Origin of the sequence: Paenibacillus sp. VMFN-D1, from assembly GCF_003386155.1 — a bacterium.
Lineage (GTDB): Bacteria > Bacillota > Bacilli > Paenibacillales > Paenibacillaceae > Paenibacillus_AQ > Paenibacillus_AQ favisporus.
In genome coordinates this window covers 24,719-42,564 of sequence record NZ_QRDU01000004.1, presented here as the reverse complement: position 1 = coordinate 42,564, position 17,846 = coordinate 24,719, and the positions used below count along the sequence as shown (strand labels likewise).

General features: G+C 52.4%; 16 protein-coding genes and 1 tRNA gene. 2 read left to right on the top strand and 15 right to left on the bottom strand.

Translation table 11 applies throughout. The annotated features are described in order from the left end of the window. Window position 1: 1 nt before the first annotated feature. The 10 genes from C7820_RS24095 to rpsF form a co-directional block, all read right to left on the bottom strand. Window positions 2–3,100 carry an alpha-mannosidase gene (locus C7820_RS24095; RefSeq protein ID WP_116233195.1) on the bottom strand — a complete coding sequence of 1,033 codons (3,099 nt, stop codon included), beginning with the start codon at window positions 3,098–3,100 and terminating at the stop codon, window positions 2–4. Beyond that, window positions 3,101–5,404: a glycoside hydrolase family 3 N-terminal domain-containing protein gene (locus C7820_RS24090; RefSeq protein WP_116233194.1), complete on the bottom strand. Its 2,304-nt coding sequence runs from the start codon at window positions 5,402–5,404 to the stop codon at window positions 3,101–3,103. It lies immediately after the preceding gene. A gap of 39 nt (window positions 5,405–5,443) precedes the next feature. Continuing rightward, window positions 5,444–6,364, bottom strand: coding sequence for a carbohydrate ABC transporter permease (locus tag C7820_RS24085; RefSeq protein WP_116233193.1), 921 nt, complete (start codon window positions 6,362–6,364; stop codon window positions 5,444–5,446). Window positions 6,365–6,391: 27 nt separating this feature from the next. Further along, window positions 6,392–7,321 carry an ABC transporter permease gene (locus C7820_RS24080; protein WP_116233192.1) on the bottom strand — a complete coding sequence of 310 codons (930 nt, stop codon included), beginning with the start codon at window positions 7,319–7,321 and terminating at the stop codon, window positions 6,392–6,394. Between the two features lie 91 nt (window positions 7,322–7,412). Continuing rightward, window positions 7,413–8,903: an ABC transporter substrate-binding protein gene (locus C7820_RS24075; RefSeq protein ID WP_076172481.1), complete on the bottom strand. Its 1,491-nt coding sequence runs from the start codon at window positions 8,901–8,903 to the stop codon at window positions 7,413–7,415. A 349-nt stretch (window positions 8,904–9,252) separates the two neighbouring features. Next, window positions 9,253–10,773 (bottom strand): response regulator transcription factor, encoded by a 1,521-nt coding sequence (locus C7820_RS24070; RefSeq protein ID WP_116233538.1) that lies wholly within the window; start codon window positions 10,771–10,773, stop codon window positions 9,253–9,255. Next, window positions 10,766–12,601, bottom strand: a complete 1,836-nt coding sequence (locus C7820_RS24065; RefSeq protein ID WP_116233191.1) for a sensor histidine kinase — start codon at window positions 12,599–12,601, stop codon at window positions 10,766–10,768. The genes C7820_RS24070 and C7820_RS24065 overlap by 8 nt, the downstream gene beginning before the upstream one ends. A 325-nt stretch (window positions 12,602–12,926) precedes the next feature. Next, window positions 12,927–13,199: a 30S ribosomal protein S18 gene (gene rpsR / locus C7820_RS24060; protein WP_076172485.1), complete on the bottom strand. Its 273-nt coding sequence runs from the start codon at window positions 13,197–13,199 to the stop codon at window positions 12,927–12,929. A gap of 21 nt (window positions 13,200–13,220) precedes the next feature. Next, window positions 13,221–13,700, bottom strand: coding sequence for a single-stranded DNA-binding protein (gene ssb, locus C7820_RS24055; RefSeq protein ID WP_076172487.1), 480 nt, complete (start codon window positions 13,698–13,700; stop codon window positions 13,221–13,223). Window positions 13,701–13,750: 50 nt separating this feature from the next. Beyond that, on the bottom strand, window positions 13,751–14,038 hold the full coding sequence (gene rpsF, locus C7820_RS24050; RefSeq protein ID WP_076172488.1) for a 30S ribosomal protein S6: 288 nt from the start codon (window positions 14,036–14,038) through the stop codon (window positions 13,751–13,753). 201 nt (window positions 14,039–14,239) lie between these two features. On the opposite strand from rpsF, the gene C7820_RS24045 reads away from it, so the two are divergent. Further along, on the top strand, window positions 14,240–14,434 hold the full coding sequence (locus C7820_RS24045) for a YjzC family protein (protein ID WP_076172489.1): 195 nt from the start codon (window positions 14,240–14,242) through the stop codon (window positions 14,432–14,434). Window positions 14,435–14,872: 438 nt separating this feature from the next. Here the strand turns inward: C7820_RS24045 and C7820_RS24040 are convergent. The 4 genes from C7820_RS24040 to C7820_RS24025 all read right to left on the bottom strand — a co-directional run bounded on the left by C7820_RS24040 (window position 14,873) and on the right by C7820_RS24025 (window position 16,448). After that, window positions 14,873–14,963, bottom strand: a tRNA-Ser gene (locus tag C7820_RS24040). 67 nt (window positions 14,964–15,030) lie between these two features. Further along, entirely contained in the window at window positions 15,031–15,249 is a 219-nt protein-coding gene (locus C7820_RS24035) for a DUF951 domain-containing protein (protein WP_116233190.1), read from the bottom strand. Window positions 15,250–15,251: 2 nt separating this feature from the next. After that, window positions 15,252–16,121, bottom strand: coding sequence for a mechanosensitive ion channel family protein (locus C7820_RS24030; RefSeq protein ID WP_116233189.1), 870 nt, complete (start codon window positions 16,119–16,121; stop codon window positions 15,252–15,254). 66 nt (window positions 16,122–16,187) lie between these two features. Then, the gene (locus C7820_RS24025) at window positions 16,188–16,448 is read right to left on the bottom strand and encodes a putative Se/S carrier protein (protein WP_116233537.1); all 261 of its coding nucleotides are present in this window, start codon (window positions 16,446–16,448) and stop codon (window positions 16,188–16,190) included. A 144-nt stretch (window positions 16,449–16,592) separates the two neighbouring features. On the opposite strand from C7820_RS24025, the gene yyaC reads away from it, so the two are divergent. Then, a complete protein-coding gene (gene yyaC / locus C7820_RS24020; RefSeq protein ID WP_076172492.1) occupies window positions 16,593–17,198 on the top strand; it encodes a spore protease YyaC in 606 nt (201 codons plus the stop codon). Here yyaC and C7820_RS24015 read toward each other — a convergent pair. Next, complete coding sequence (locus tag C7820_RS24015) at window positions 17,173–17,673, bottom strand: DUF4446 family protein (protein ID WP_116233188.1); 501 nt, start codon at window positions 17,671–17,673, stop codon at window positions 17,173–17,175. The genes yyaC and C7820_RS24015 overlap by 26 nt on opposite strands. Window positions 17,674–17,846: the final 173 nt, after the last annotated feature.

Below are 17,846 nucleotides of genomic sequence, written 5' to 3'. Positions count from 1 at the left end.
GTTAATCAACCTGCTTAAGCAGGACGGTTTTAATTTCATAAGGGGCAAAAGACAATTGCAGTTTCCCCTCCTGAAGCTGCAGCGGATGGGCCGGCTCCTCCAGCGCGTTGGACAGATAAGCCTCTGTGATGGCACCCGGCCATGTCAGCTCGATCTGTTCGCGTCCGCCGGTCGATTCATAGAACCGCAGGATGACGCCGCTTCCGTCCTCGGACGGTTTCACCGTGTCGAGCACGACGTGTCCACCGGATAGGGTAATCAGCGATCCCGTTGACGGACGAGAGCCTTGTGCACCGGACTCCGCCTGGCGAACCGGCATGTCCACGTTCAGCTCCGCCGCCTGACGGACGGTGTGTGACTCCCTCCAGCCGCCTTGATGCGGCAGCAAAGAGTAGGTGAAGTCATGCTCGCCAAGGTCTGCCGTCACGTCCGGCCACTTCGGCGCCCGCAGCAGGGACAGGCGGATCGTGCTGCCCTGAACGTCATAGCCGTATTTGCAATCGTTCAGCAGGCTGACACCGTATCCATGCTCCGACACGTCCACGAAGCGGTGTCCGCATACCTCGTACTGCGCCTGCTCCCAGCTCGTGTTCCGGTGGGTAGCGCGCTCGAGGGAACCAAATGGAATTTCGTAGGTCGCCTTATCGGTGACCACATCGACCGGGAAGCCCACTTTCAGAAGCTTGTGCGCCTCGTTCCAGTGGACATGCGTTTTAAAATCGATCCGCCGGTCATGGTGGTAGAAGATCATGTCCTGCGTGATTTCGGACTGGCCGATCTTCCAGCGGAAGCGGAGCACGTCTTTGGTGCGTCCGGCCAGAACCAGCCGCTTCTCGAGCAGCTCCGCCTCACCGGCCGGCTGCTGTTCGTAGCGGGTGTCAATGTCCCAGGCATCCCACAGCGTCGGACGGTCGTGGAAGAAGTGGAACCGGTTGGCGCGTTCCCCTTGCTTCACGACTTCCCGGCCGGCAGCCTTATCCAGCAGGCTGGTGATTTCGCCCCGCTCGTTGAACCGCACGATGTAAGCGGAAGTCTCCCACGTATCGCCGAACGATTGAACTCCGGCGGAGTCAGTCACAGCGGCTTCCGGCTTCACCCACACGGTTTTATAACCCAGTGCCGGTACGTCGGGAACCCGAACGGAGATTCCGCCTTCGACAGCGTCCGTCTCCAGGCGCGTGCCGTGCTCGTCATAAGCGGCCAAGGCGCCTTCGCCTTGTTCGGCTTCGATATGAACCACAGCGCTCCGGCTCCATCCGAGACTGTTGAAGACAACGTACGGAGTGCCCTCCTTGCCGGAAGTGTCGATATTCGACACCAGCGTGTTCAGCCCTTCATTCAAGGCATGTTCTCCCTTGGTGAAAATTTCGCTGTATTCCTTGTCCGACGTTTCATACGTTTCGGTAATCGCCGAGCCCGGAATGATGTCGTGGAACTGGTTCAGCAGGATCAGCTTCCAGCCGTCATGCAGCTGCTGCGTCACCTCTGTACGGTTGGCCGCATCCATGTTCGGCCCAGCCAGCGTGTTCCACAGCTCGGCTTCCCGGTACAGCAATTCCGCCTTGCGGTTGCTGCGTTTGTTGCGGGCATGCGTCGTATACGTGCCGCGGTGCAGCTCCAGGTAGAGATCGCCGCGCCACGTCGGAAGCACCGGACCCGCATGCTCGATGCTCTCGAAGAACTTAGCCGCTGTACTATAGCGGCTTGCCGGCTGCCCGACCATCAGATCAGACCGGTCGATGTACTCCAGCATCTCGCGGGTGACACCGCCGCCGCCGTCCCCGTGTCCGTACAGGAGCATCTGCTCGGGATGCAGTGCCTTTTCCCGATAGGACTGCCAGTGATCGTGAACATCCTTCGGCAGTGTGTGTTCGTTCACCCCATGGTTCAGATAAGACAAAATCGGTGTTCCGTCGATGCCGACCCAATGGAACAAATCGTATGGGAACAGGTTGGTGTCGTTCCAACCGAGCTTGGTCGTCATGAAATAATCCACTTTGCCGTGCTTCAAAATTTGTGGCAGCGATGCGCAGTAACCAAACGTGTCCGGCAGCCATTCGATATTCGACATCCGGCCGAATTCCTCTTGGTAGAACCGCTGGCCGTACAGCATCTGCCGGATCAGTGATTCGCCGCTCGGCAGATTCAGGTCGGGCTCGACCCACATGCCGCCGACCAGCTCCCAGCGTCCTTCCACGATCCGCGCCTTGACCCGTTCGAACAGCTCGGGATCGTTTTCCTTCAGAAACGCGAAGAGCTGCGGCTGGCTTTGCGTGTACCGGTACTCCGGATATTCCTCCATCAGCCGGTCGACCGTCGAGAACGTGCGGCTCGCCTTGCGCACCGTTTCGCGGACAGGCCATAGCCAGGCGATATCGATGTGCGACTGGCCGACCATATGCTCCAGCCCCTCGGCATTGCCGCCTACTTCCTGGACGTCTGCTCTGAGCGCTGCCTCGATTTCGGCAACGTCCCTGCCATCACGGATGCCCGCCGCATCCAGGTTCACGAACCGGTCCATCGCCCGGTACAGCACTTCCATCAGGCGCACGCGGCGGAAATCTTCCTGCGGCAGCAGCACCAGCGAGTCTCGCACGACGGTGACTGTATACATCAGGCTCAGCACCGCATGATTCGGCCGCACGAGCAGACTCGTGACCGACGTGATCGGCGGGTTGATGACCGCCTGCTGGTTCAATGGATCGACCGGTTCAGGAACCGGATCAAACAGCTCGATTTCGAGTTCCGGCGTCTCTCCGATCACTGCAGGATCGAGCGTCACGTACGTATGATTGCGGTCAAGGCCTTGGTAGGAAACCCCGTTGACGCGCAGAAGCCCTTCTCCGCCCGAAGCGAAGACGAGCCCGAACGGCTCGAATGGCCAGCCTTCCGGCAGCTCAAGCCGGGTCCGGAAGAAATATGTCGTTCCTTGCTTGCTTGGAAAAGAAGCCAGCCCCTTCCCTTCCGGGTAAGGAGCCGTATTCTCGTATTCGCCAGGCAATTTGTAGTAAGAGCGGGTGATGTCCCAGCTGCGGAGCTCTGTCTGCTCCAGCCAGCGGTTGTCCGATAATTCACGGATAAAGCGTCTGATCCGTTCCATTTATTTACCCTCCCGCACGGCCAACTCCGTGCTCATCGTGTCGTTTACATGTCTGCCGACATGGATCCGGAACAGCCCCGGTTCCACGACGGGCTTCAGGTCCCTGCCCACGTACTGCAGCTGTTCCCTGCCGATCTTAAATTCCACGGTCCGGGACTCACCCGGTTCAAGTTCCACTTTCGTAAACCCTTTGAGCTCCATCAACGGACGGCTTGCGGCGCTCACGCTATCTGAAACGTACAGCTGCACGACTTCCGCTCCGGTACGGCTGCCGGTGTTCGTGACGTTCACCGACACGGTTGCCGTTTCGTCTTCCGTTATCGAATTGGCGCTGATGCGGAGCTGATCGTAACCAAAGGTCGTATAACTGAGGCCATAGCCGAACGGGTAACGCGGCTTCGAGTCCTCTTCCATATACCGCTTGCCCCGCGAGCGTTTGCCGTTGTAATACACCGGCAGCTGGCCGACATGCTTCGGAATCGATATGGTGAGCCGTCCCGACGGATTGACGTCGCCGAACAAAATGTCCGCCACCGCGTGTCCGCCCTCCTGCCCCGGATACCAGGCTTCCAGAATCGCGTCGGCATGCTCATCCACCCATGGCTCAGCAATCGGACGGCCGTTGATATACACCACGACGAGACGTTTGCCGAGTTTGTGAATTTCCTGGATCAGCTCCAGCTGCACGCCCGCCAATCCCAGCGTCATGCGGTCGATGCCTTCGCCGCACTCCATGTCGTTCCAGGAGCTGTCCGACACTTTCGAGGCGCCAGTCTTCAGGTCGATCGTGCCTTCGCCGAAGTCGCGGGCACTCGATCCACCCATGACCATCACCACGGTGTCTGCCTGAGACGCGCAGGACAGCGCCGTATCGAATCCTTCCCGGGAATCGCCTTTAATCCGGCAGCCCGGCGCATACAGCACCCGGCCGGATTCGGCGCCGAGCTTCGCCCGGATCCCCTTCAGCACGGTCGCCACTTTGTCCGACGGCTGCGGCGACGTGTAATCGCCCAGCTGGTTATAGCCGTGGTCTGCGTTCGGACCGATCACGGCAATGGTGCCCGCCCGCTTGTCCAGCGGCAGCGCATCTTTCTCGTTCTTCAAGAGAATGATGCCTTCCTCCGCCAGCTTGCGTGCCAGCTGCACATGCTCGCTTTGGCCAATGACCTGCCCAGCCCGCTCCGGATCCACATATGGCCGGTCGAACAAGCCCAGCTTGAACTTGAGTACCAGCACCCGCAGCACCGCCCGGTCCAGGACACCAATGCCAAGCTTGCCCTGGCTGACCGCCTCCAGCAGATACCGGCCGTACATTTCGCCGGACATCTCCATGTCGATGCCCGCCTTGATGGCCTGAACGGCGGCGTCCATGCCGTCTTCCGCCACATCATGACCCGCGGCCAGCATGTCAATGGCCCCACAGTCGGTGATGACCATGCCGTCAAACCCCCACTGCTTGCGGAGGACGTCCTCCAGCAGTTCCGTGTTGACCGTGCATGGCACACCGTCAATTTCGTTATACGCCGGCATGATGGATGCGGCGCCGGCTTCCACTGCTTTCTTGAACGGATACAGGTCCACCTCAAGCAGCTCGCGCCAGCCCATGTGAACCGGGCCGGCGTTGCGTCCGCCTTCGGAGCTGCCGTATCCGACAAAATGCTTCAGCGTCGCAGCAACGCTCGCTTCGCTGTCCAAAGCATCGCCCTGAAGCCCCTGAACCGATGCGGCGGCAAATTCGCCGATCAGGTAAGGGTCTTCGGCGAAGCACTCCTCCGTGCGCCCCCAGCGGGGATCGCGCACGACGTCCAGCACCGGCGAGTACGTCACCGCCCCGCCCTGCGCCCGCGTCTCCGCAGCGACGGCGCGGCACATCTCGCGGTACAAATCGACGTTCCACGTGCTCCCGAGCAGCAGCGGCACCGGATACACCGTGCCGTCGATCGCCATATGCCCGTGCGAGCACTCCTCCCCGATCAGGATCGGAATGCCGAGCCGGGAATTCTCAATGGCATAACGCTGAATTTCGTTAACCGCCTCCGCACCTTCCTTGGCGGACAGGCCGTTCTCCAGCGTAACGCCGGTCCAGGGATCGGCGCGCAGCACCCCGTACAGGGAACCGACGCCGCCATTTTGGACCTGCTGCTTAAAAGATTCCGTTAATTCAATTTTCCCATCTCTATGTTCATAGGTTTGCCAGCCGAACGGCTGCACGAGCTGGCCGACCTTTTCTTCCAAAGTCATCAGACCTAGCAAATGCCGGGCCCTCTCCACAGCTGGTTTCGTCTTGTCTTTGTAAATCAACATCTCGACTTCTCTCCTGTCTCCCTAAAGTGATGTTGTTTATTATTCTTTGACGGCACCTACGGTAAGTCCTTGTACAAAATAACGTTGGAAGAACGGATATGCAAAAATAATTGGCAGCGTAGCGAGCACGACCATCGCCATACGGGACGTATCCTGCGGAATGGACTGCAGTGCAGCCATGCTGAGCGAGCTGTTGGCCGAGTTTTGCTGAATGAACTGAATGCTGGATTCGATCCGCATCAGCATCGATTGCAGCGGCACTAGGTTCGGATTGTCGATGTAGAGCAAGGCATTAAACCAGTCGTTCCAATACCCTAGTGTACTGAACAGTCCGATCGTCGCCAGACCTGGCAAAGACAACGGCAGTACGATGCGGAGGAAAATGTAGAAATCGCCCGCGCCGTCGATCCGGCCCGATTCGATAATCGCCTCCGGTACGCTGGTGCTGTAGAACGTACGCAGAATCATGATATAAAAAGCGTTCATCGCGAGCGGCAAAATCAGCGCCCATAGCGTATCTTTCAGTCCGAGCAATTGCGAAACAACCATGTACGTCGGAATCATCCCGCCGTTAAACAGCATGGTAAGAATCGCGAATACGGAGAAAAATCTGCGGTAGCGGAAGCTTTTCCGCGAAATCGCGTATGCATACAGCGAGATCAGGATCAAGCTGACGAGCGTACCTACAATGGTAACGAGGATCGTCACGCCATAGGAACGGAGCAGCGTGTCGCCGCTTTGAAATACGAATTTGTAAGCCTCGAAGCTCCATTTGGCCGGGATCAGACGGTAGCCGTCCGTTGCCAGCGTTTTTTCATCGGTTAACGAGATAATGACGACGAACAGAAAAGGAAATACGCACAAGAAGGAAAAGATTGCCGCAATCGTATGAAGAACAGCGTTCGCGCCGCGCGAAACATGATGAAAATCCCGTTTTTTTCTTTGAATGACCTCCGCCATAACCTGACACTCCCTTCAAAAAATGATTTAGAATAATGCGCTGTCCTTGTCGATTTTGCGGACGACAAAGTTGGACACGATCACGAGTACAAAGCCGACAACCGATTGATACAGGCCTGCAGCGGTACTCATACCGATTTCGCCAGTTGTTTTCAGACCGCGGTATACGTACGTATCGATTACGTTGGTTACGGAGTACAGCGTACCCGAGTCTCTTGGAACCTGGTAGAACAGACCGAAGTCAGCGTAGAAGATCCGGCCCACTGCGAGCAGCGTCATGATAATGATGATCGGCGAGAGCATCGGAATCGTAATGTTCTTGATTTGCTGCCACTTGCTGGCGCCGTCGATCATGGCTGCTTCATACAGGGATTTGTCGATGCCCATGATGGAGGCGAGATACACGACGCTGTTGTATCCGACGGATTTCCAAAGACTGACGAAGACAAGGATATACGGCCAATATTTTGGATCGGAATACCACTGAACCGGCTCGGCGCCGAACCAGCCGAGGATTTGGTTGATCATCCCGCGGTCCATGCTCAGGAAGCTGAATGCGAAGTATCCGACGATAACCCAGGACAGGAAGTAAGGAAGGAACATCCCGGTCTGATAAATTTTTGCCATCGTTTTGCCGACCAGCTCGGAGAGCAGGACTGCCATGAATACGGACAGGATTAATCCAAGGATGATAAAAGCCAGGTTGTACAATAACGTGTTACGCGTAATCGTGTAGGCATCATTGGTGCTGAACAGGAATTTGAAGTTGTCCCAGCCTACCCACTCACTCTTGCTGATACTGGCCCAGAAGCCTTCCCGGTTGAAACGGTATTGCTTGAATGCCACGATCGTACCCACCAGCGGCAGGTAGGAAAAGAAGAAAAACCAAATGGCACCGGGCAGCACCATAAACAGCATGACTTTGTTTCTAATGAGGTTTTTGAAAAATGCGGCCATTCTGTTTCCCTCCCATGATTGATTGGTTATACATTGAAAAAGGACCGGGCGCTAAGTCACCCGCCCGATCCTTTCCGAATTTTTTTCTACATTACTTGTTGTTTGCAGCTTTCCAGGCGTCAAGCTGAGTTTGAGCTTCAGCGATGACCTTGTCCAGGCCGGCTTGCTTGAAGGCCGCAATCGCTTTTGGCAGGTAGGTTTCCGGATCAACGGTACCGGTCATCAGGGATGCCCAGAACTGTTCCTTCACGTTTTGTACAGCTGCCATTTCGGTTGCTACTTTCGTGCTGTCGAAGTTGAAGCTCAGAATTGGAGAATCTTTACCTTCAGCGTTAAATTTCTTGAATTGCTCCCACTTGTCATCCGGGTCATTCGGGTTCAAGTAGAGCAGCATGTTGTTGCCGAGGGAGTACGACGGCATGTCGTAGTTTTTGCCCTCTGGAAGGTTTTCAATGTGCTTGTCGTCAACCTTCTTGTAGTGCGTTCCTTCGATACCGGAGTCCACCATGTTGCGAAGAACCGGATCCGTATTCAGCAGGTTCAGGAATTCCATTGCTTTCTCCGGATGTTCGGAGTTCGCGGAAATCGCCATGATCGAACCTTGAACCGAAGTATTTGTGATAATGGCATCACTTGCCGGTGTCGATTTAACCGGATAGCCATAGCTTGCAGACCAAGTATTGTCAGCCAGCGGCTGGGTTTGCGCACGGTCCATGAACCAGTTGCCGGAAGTCATCAGATCGCTAGTGGAGCCTGTTGTTGCTGCTTCCGGAGCCACATAGCCGGCTTGATAATATTTGTGCATCGTTGTCAGCGCCTGCTTCATTTCTGGCGTTTCGAGGATGTCGACGATTTTGTAATCGGTCGTATCCAGCTTCACGGCCATTGGCAGATTCTGAATGATGTAGTCATAAGGAACATAAGGAACGTAGTTCTTGTCCATCGCGAACGGTGTTACGTTCGGTTCTTTTTCCTTAATCGCTTTCAACAGCGGCTCAATGCTATCCAGGGAACGTACATTGGAGGTATCCAGTTTGTACTTGTCCACCAGGTTTTGGTTGAAGCGCCATACTTCTTGCTGAGGAAGCTCTTTGTTGGCTGGAATGCCGTAGTTGTGTCCGTCGACTTTGGAGCCTTCCAGGAAAGCAGGATCGATGGTATCTTTGATACCTTTTCCATATTTATCAAGCAGATCGTCGAGCTCCATGAACGCGCCTTTTCTTGCGTTCTGTACGTAATCGAATCCGCCTGCGGATGTGAACATAATGTCCATCGGTTCGCCGGAAGCTACGTTTACCTGCATTTTTTGCTGGTAGTCGCCCCAGTCGATCATTTTCATGGTGACGGTTGCATTAATCTTCTCCTGCGTATACTTGCTGACCTCGGCCATAACCTTGTCAACGTCTTTTTGCGGCGTGCCGATCGTGTACCAGATCAGGTTTACCGGTTTCTCGGAGCTTCCCGAAGATCCGGAACCACTGCTTTCCGCGTCTTTGTTGCCCCCACCGCACGCGCTGAGTACAAGCGCGAAGGCCGTCAACATGGCCAGTGCGAACGAGAAGCTTTTCTTACCCTTGCTCATGTGTGTTCCTCCCTTTTTGTGTTGCAGTCAATGTTGTCTAGCTGTCTGCCCACCAAGCGGCCAAACCGGCTTTTTCTTTTATTGTTTCCGGCTCGGTTTGTTTAACTAAGATAACCTTAACGGATGTAAGCCGTTACAAAAAGAAGATAAACTAAATAAAACCGTGTACAAATTAAAGAAAAGGTTTTCTTTTTGTCTAAATTTGTCATTTTTTAAGTGAAACGCTTACTTTTATTGTTTTTCTTTCATTTTCATTTGTTTTTTTCTGCATCAAACGTCACAAAAAAACCCTAAACCGGATGAGATGGTAGGTGTTTAGTCTCATCTGATTCAGGGTGTCTCCAGCCGGTCAACCCAGCCCCTTGTAATCCGTCGGCGAGATCCCGACATATTTCCTGAACTGTTTATAAAAATATCCGGTCTCCCAGTAGCCTACGTTCCGCGCAATCTCCTGCACCTTGAGGTTCGTGTTCTTCAGCTGCTGCTTCGCTTTTTCGATCCGGAACTTGTTGATGTATTCGGCGAACGTTTCCCCGGTTTCCTTATGAAACAGCTGTCCCAGGTACACCGGATGAATATGATACTGTGCCCCCAGCGTCTTCAGCGACAGTTCGTCCGCATAATGATTGTGAATATGGACCAGCACCTGATTCACGACGGGGTTCTTCATATCCTGAAGCAGCGACTGGACCGCAGCCCCAGCCACGTCCTGCAGAGCAGTAATGAGATCCTGCAGCGAGGAGCTGTCCCGGACCCTGCCTAAACCGTTCTTGAATATATCCGACTCATCCGTATGCTTGATCTGCTCAAGCTCCATTTTGAAGCGAATCACCAGCTCCAGGGCCGCGTTCAGCAGATCCTCCGGGCGGATATGCCCCGCCTTCTGCATCTGCTCAAAGTCGTCTTGGATTTTTCGATTCAGCCCGGCCTCGTCCCTCGCCAGAATCAGCTTGGCGTATTCGTCCCAAGCGATGGCGATATGCCGCTCCGGGCCGCCGCTATTCTCCTCCAGGCTGGTGTAGTCGATGATCCGCCGATCCGGAAATACCATAAAATACTCCAGCGACTGCTTGGCCTCCTTGTAGCTGACAGAAGCCTCTTCAGGCAGGCTCACCGCCGATCCGACACCGATATGCACCGTGCAGCCCTGCCTCGCTAAATCAGCCTCCAGCTGCTCCAGTGCTGTCATCAGACGAGCTTTCCCCTCCTGTGGGTTCTCCAGACTTCCAATAAGGACCGTATCCCCATCCACATCGCGGAACAGCGTCAGCTCCGTGCTGTCTTCCAGCAAATCGTCAACCTGCCCGAACAACGCCTCATCGGCTGCAGTCCGAAGCACCGCCACGGCCATATAAGGCCGGTCCAAGTTCACGCCAAGCAGATCGGCTCTTTCTATAAATTCCGGAGGGGCGATCTGCCCGTTCATCCAGCGATAGAGCGTATTGTCCTTCAAAATTTGCACATCAAACGAGCTGTACAATCCGCTCGTCCTCGTACTGTCCAGCTTGGACACGGTATTGCGGAGAGTCGATTCCAACTCCTCCACATTAATCGGCTTCAGCAAGTAGTTTTCGATGCCCAGTCTCATCCCCTGCTTCAAATAATCGAACTCGTTGTATCCGCTTAGGATGATCACCTTGAGGTCGCTGCGGGTTTTCCGAGCCTCGCCGATCAGACTCAGACCGTCCATCACCGGCATGGAAATATCCGTAATCAGCACATCCACGGGCGTAGACGCCATCACCTCGAGCGCCTGGCGGCCATTCTCTGCGTGCCCGACGATCTCCAGCCCCAGCGCTGCCCAATCCAAAATATCGTACAGCCCTTCGATAATGAACGGCTCATCGTCCACAATAAACACTTTATACATCTTCAGCATCCGTCCCTTCCCGGTTAGGATAACGTACGGTGACAACCGTACCGACTCCAGGCCGACTGTCAATTTCCACCCCGTATGCCGGACCGTACAAAAACTGGAGCCGGCTGTGCACGCTGCGCAGCCCAAACATTTCGCCGGACTCCTCCGGCTTCCCAAGCTCTTCATGGATCTCATCCAGGCGCTCAGGCGTGATACCTTTGCCATTATCCGTAATCACAGCCACCAGCATATCGCCTTCTTCCCTCACCCGAATGTCTAGATGATTATCGTCGCGATTGGTCTGGATGCCGTGAACGATATAGTTTTCGATCAGCGGCTGCAGCGACAGCCTCATGACCGATTTGCCCTGCAGCGCCGGGTCTGAATCGATCGTATAGCTGAACTTCTCCTTATAACGGATCCGGAACAGTTCCAGATACAAGCGGCATGCCTCCAGCTCATCCTTGAGCGTGTAAATCTTTTTCTGCTTCACCAGGCTTTTGAAAAGCACGGACAAACTATAGATCATTTCCCCGACATCCTTAGCCCCTTGGGAAATGGCCCGCATCCGGATCACTTCAAGTGTATTGTACAAAAAGTGAGGATTGATCCGCGCCTGCAGCGCCACCAGCTCCGTCTGCTTCTGTTTAATTTCGGCTTTGTACACCCGCTCGATATACAGGTTCAGCTCATCCAGCATGTCGTTAAAGCTTCGGGAAATCTGGCCAAGCTCGTCTTCTCCCGGGTTATCGATCCGTGCGGACAAATCCCCGTTTTTTACCTTGCGCGTAATCCTAATAATCCGGTTCGTCCGGTTGGCGAAATTAATCACAAAAAAGGCCGGGAAAAAGATCGCAAACAATATACAGATCCCGCTGATCGTTATAATCGTTTTCCGGATACCTGAGTAGCTGGCCTCCACGTCCTTTTTCGGAACCGCACCAATCACGACGTATCCGTTGTCAGCCGAAGTCAGCTTGTTGATATACATTCGGCTGCTGATCTCAGCCGGGCGGGTATTTCCACCGTCATACAGCGAGTCGGTCACATCCATATACGGATAGGTCTTTCCATAATATTTCCCTTCCGAATCATACAAAACCTTGCCGTCCGCGGAAAGCACCGCAATATCCCCTTTGAAGCTGTCCTTATAGCTGGTCAGGGCATCGGTGATACCGCCCGAATCCAAATAAACGAGAAACTGCCCCGCATTTTTGAGCTGCCGGTTATTGATTGGTACCCGGATGGCGTACAGCTCCGGCGCCCACTGGTCCGCTGCCTTCCGGATCCAGTAATTCGGAGCGGTGATGCCTTTATAATCCATCGCCATAACGTCCGGAATATAGGAGTGGGTCATATCGGTCGTCAACTGCCTATACTGCTTGTTTGGCTTGAACACAGACAGAAACTGCTCCTCTGAACTGTACAGCATGATGTTGCGGATATCTCCATTTTCGTCCATCACCTGCTGGAAATACTGCAGCGGGTCCGTCGAGTTGTTGTTCGTTTCGTTGTAAAACTGGTCCATCCGATGCTGGACATATTGCGAATAAGGATGCTCCATCAAAAAGGAAATGTTCGAGAACAGCATTTCGTTCCGGTACATATCCCTGGCAATATTCTCTACCGACTGGTAACGCTGATCCAGATACCGGCTGACATTTTCCATCGCAGCCTTCTGGTTGTTGAGTTCCTTCTCCACGATCGATTGGGATAGGGAAGAGAACATCAGATAGGACAGAATCACGATTGTCAAAATGGCAATGATCGTGAAAATCAGCAGAATCCTCATGAACATGTTATTTTTAAAATAATTCCTGTAGATTCTGCCCAGTCCCATCGTAATCCCCCTTTTCTCCGTTTTTCCATTATATCATACCCTCGTTGATCGTTAAGGAACACGCTGTTTACGAAGCCTGTTTGCGAATCAATCCAGCCGGAACTTCACGATCATGAAATTGCCCGGGAAATGGAAAGCTGTGCCCTGCCCTTTCCACGGGTACGCTTACAACCTTACCGCCACTGCTTGATGCAGCAATAACACTATGATAACTTTTTCGTTTCCCGTAAGACAAATGGAATAATTATGAACATGTTCATTACAGCAAAAAAGCCAGCACCTGGGATATCCAAGGTACTGGCTTTCTCGCTCGCCATGATACAGATTACTCTGTAGTGTATGGCAGCAATGCGATTTGACGGGAGCGTTTGATCGCAATCGTCAGCATGCGTTGGTATTTTGCACTAGTTCCGGTTACACGGCGAGGCAAAATTTTACCGCGTTCGCTGATAAATTTCTTCAGCAGATCGGTATCTTTATAGTCAATGTGAGTAATTTTGTTCACAGTGAAGAAGCACACTTTACGACGTTTGTTACGGCCGCCGCGGCGAGCCGGTCTTTTATCGTTGTCTCCGCCTTCTCTTTGTTTAAAAGCCATGCTGTTTCAGTCCTTTCCTTATTAAAATGGCAAATCATCATCCGAAATATCAATCGGTTTTCCGTCATCGGAAAAAGGATCCTGATTGGAATTGTTCCGCGAGTAGCTGTTACCGCCACGTCCACCGCCTCCATTGTAGGAAGGCTCCTCACGCGGGGTGCTTCCGCCTCCACCGCCTTCACGGTTGGATTCCAGGAAACGTACGTTATCGGCAATGACTTCGGTGACGTATACACGTTTACCTTCGTTATTCTCGTAATTCCGTACCTGGATGCGCCCTTCTACAGCCGTCAGACGGCCTTTGCGCAGATAATTGGCGCAGGTCTCAGCAAGCTGTCTCCATGTGACCACCGGAATAAAGTCCGCCTCACGCTCTCCGCCTTGCGCCGTAAACGGGCGATCCACAGCGAGCGTAAACTGCGTTACGGCTACCCCTGAAGGTGTATAGCGCAGTTCCGGATCCCGGGTCAACCGGCCGATCAAAATAACACGGTTCAACAATCGAGTCCCCTCCTTTGAGCGAATTTCATCACTAATTCCGTAAACGGATATTAAGCAACAACGTCAAGCGTAATGAGATAACGAATTACTTCGTCAGAAATTTTCATGAGGCGCTCAAGTTCGGCTACAACGTCAGGGTTGGCGCTGAAGTTAACCAGAACAAAAGTACCGTCACGGAATTTGTTGATCTCATACGCAAGGCGGCGTTTACCCATCACTTCATGCTTAGTGATTTCTCCACCGTTGGAGATGATGCCTTGGAATTTTTCGACTGCGGCTTGAACAGCATCTTGTTCAATGTCAGGACGAATAATGTACATCACTTCGTATTTGCGCATATATTTCACCTCCTTATGGACTTCGGCCCCTGATCATGTCAGGAGCAAGGAACGAGTCTAAACTCGCACCATATTAATATATCAAATTGGCCCAATGATTGCAAGTACAATGCCGTATTGATCCTGTTCCACACATGATTCTCCGCCAAGGGTACACACTACAGAGGCAGTCCATTTTAACGATTAAAGGAGGCCTTGTCCATGGGTGAAAGAACTGAATTCGAACCAGGCGACAAAGCGCCGAACCCCGGCGTATACATGGAGGTTGGTGAAAACAGCTTCCATACTGAAATCACGGATCCGCAGCGGGTCGAGCTGGCTAAGGGCGATACCTTTCCAGAGACCTCGAAGAAAGACCGCAAATGGAAACGGATGACGAAAGCGCGGGTCCACTAATTTTACAAATGGATGCATAAGCGCACGAAAACTGCGCATATTACAATCAGGCGGTGCTTGAGAGAGGTGTGGTTCCGTTGGACATGATCAACGCAACAAAGCACAGGAAGTCAGAAACAGCACGTTCAAGAAGCGGAGGGAAGTGCTAAAAACACTTTATTGTCTAAAGCAAAGATTTGCTAAAGGCTGACCCGAGTTTCACTTGCTGAAGTGTTGTGTGGATGAATTCCAAAAAATCATGGCATCGCCTGCCAAATCGGAGGACCTTATGGGTCCTCCTTTGGTTTGTATATAGCTGTAATGCCGCTTCCCATCTCTTATTATGAAAGCAAAGGATCATAAAGTGAAACGCTCTAATAATTAAGAAAACCTCCAGTTTCTTCAACTGAAGGTTTTCGCCGTATGTATTCTATGCGCAGTCACTTAAATAAGGGAATGTGGCGGAAAGAGAGGGATTCGAACCCTCGCACGCCTTGCGACGCCTAACTGATTTCGAGTCAGCCCCCTTAGACCTCTTGGGTACCTTTCCGCAGCAAAATTGATTATAGCACATGTCCATCATTTGTGCAAGCCCTTTACCCCAAAGCTATTTATTTCTAAGCCTGCCCATCCGTTCCCTCTTCCGATTTCGAACGAAGCACCTTTTTCATATTTTTCTCAAACTTCGCCCGCGGGATCAATACGCTGTGCTGGCAGCCGACGCATTTGATCCGGATATCCATTCCCATGCGAATAATTTCCATTTCGTTGCTGCCGCATGGGTGGTTTTTCTTCATTTGGACGATATCCCCGAGCTGAAACACTTTACGTTCCACCGTTATCCTTCCCCCATTTCGTTATTCCCTTCTTTGCCTGCCGCTAGCTCGGCCTGTGCCTGTTTCATCATGTCCTCGTATTCCAAAGCCTGCTTCACGTCGGCCTGAATCTGCCGTTCGACATCGCCTTTCGTGTTTGGCATACACTCGGCTACAATCCGGATGACGTATTCACTTGTGTTCAAGGATTGCACCCCGAGTACATTTGGCACTGAAATGACATTAGGATCCCGCTGCTGAATGCCGGTAAGCGCCTGTTTAATCAGGGCTACGGTTTCTTCCAGATTTCGCTCGTTTTTCATTGGAAGGTCAACAACCGCAAGCGCATTGGATAAGGAGTAGTTCGTTACGCTGGCGATGGAGCCGTTAGGCAAAATATAAACTTCCCCGGTAGGGCTTACGATGCGTGTGGTTCGAAGGCCGATCATCTCTACGGTGCCTTTGAAGGTCCCGGTCTGGATAACGTCCCCTACCGCAAATTGGTCTTCTAATATAATGAAGAATCCGGTAATCACATCTTTCACCAAACTTTGCGCGCCAAAACCTATGGCCAAACCAAGCACTCCTGCTCCTGCAAGGAGCGGTCCCAAATGAAAGTTGAACTCCGACAGAATCAGGAGCACCATAATAAAATTACAGGTGACCGCCGTTACGTTTTTCAGCAGTTCGGCTACCGTGGCGAACCTCCGCGGATTGACGTTCATCCGGCTCTGCTCCTGTCTTGCCAGCGACTTGTCTATGATTTTGGAGACAACCTTGATAATGACGCGGGTAATAAAGAACAGGATAATGATCCGAATGCCCGAAAACAGCACGTTGGTCCACATATCTACATTCGTTACCCATTCCAGAAACTTATCGCTTATACTCATTGCCTGGTCTATAGCCTCTTTTGGATCAGGCAAACTTTCGTCAAGCCAAAACTTACTCAATCAACTCTACCTCCTATCCTCGATGCTCTTATAGCCCTCTGTGCTGTCTTTGAAGTAGATTCCCCGAATCTCCACCTGCTCCTGCTGGATGATCGTCTGTACGTTATCCAGCTGGTCCGGCGGGAACTGGATCGATAATGCACAGCCCGCTGTAATTTCCTTTGGTGTAGGAAATAAATCAATTTCAACCTCCGCATATTCAAGCAACATCTCGGCGCGCAACGCCTGCTGTGTCGAATCAAAAGCAATCAGCATCCAGGTTTCCATCTCCGCCGCCATCCGTTTCTCCCCCACCTTGATTTGTGCTGCATTCGTCAGAATTACTTTTTCTATGGAATTCCTGCATGAAGTATAAAAACCCTCTTCCTTCCATATACTAGTTACTACCAAATGCAAGGAGAGGAAGATTCTATGACTCAGTGGCCAAAAACGTCTCCCAAACAGGAGCCTACATGCTTAAAAATACCACATACCGACCCTGAAATCCATTCCGCTATTATTCATCGTCTTCTGTTTCATCTCTCTCAAGCCGGGGAAAATCAACAGGTTATCGTTGTATGTATCGGTACCGACCGGTCCACAGGCGACTGCCTCGGTCCTTTGGTAGGCACTGCATTGGCCCGGTATAAAAGTCCATGGTTTCACTTGTTTGGCACGCTGGACGAGCCTGTGCATGCCGTTAACCTCCAGGAGACGCTCTCCTCGATCTATTCGCTGTATGACAATCCATTTGTCATCGGCATCGATGCGTGCCTTGGACAATCCTCCAGCGTAGGCTGCATTCAAGTCGCCAACGGCCCGCTCAAACCCGGCGCAGGCGTACATAAAGAATTACCGCCGGTTGGCGATATCCACTTGACGGGTATCGTTAATGTCGGCGGCTTTATGGAATATTTTGTATTGCAAAACACCAGGCTGAGCTTGGTGATGCGTTTGTCCGAAATTATTGCCTCAAGCCTTCATTCCGCCATTAAGGAATGGAAAGCCCGTACTACGCTTTTTGCAAGGCTAGAGTAATCGCCTCTACCTCTTCCGGTGAAAGGGGATAAGTCGACTGCCCGGCTTCTACCGGCTTGGCATAAACATAGGAGCTGTCACGGCTGTACAGCGCAGTGATGACGATTCCACTTCGATCGGCATCAACGATCGCAATCGAAAAGCTTAGATCGCTCCCCCGTTCGCTGAATGCATTATAACGTTTAATACCGATATTACCTTTGATCGTTTGAAGCTTGTTCAAAGCAAGTGACAAGGATTCACGCTGCTGCTGCTGCTCATCCTCCACGCTGTCCACCTGTGTCTTTAGATCGATGAGCAGTGTTTCTAAATCCTCTACCCCGCTGCCGGCCATCATCGTTTCGTACTTTCGGCGAATTTTTCTAAGCTTTGCCCCTTGTGTCAGCACCAACACGAGCAAGATCAAAATGAGGAGTACGATCCCGCCAATGATTCCTGGTAATTGTTCGCTGATTAAATCATTTAAGTCCGACATGCTGTTCATTCCTTTTCCTCAATCTTGACCTACCCGTTTCCAAGACGTATCGTGATCCCATATATTCATGGTCCTTGATACTATACGGTTAAAAATCACAAACATTCATTCTGCCGGTTGTCCCTTCAGCTTTAGGGGAGAACCGGTTTTGTCTTGCCATCGAGGTTTGATTA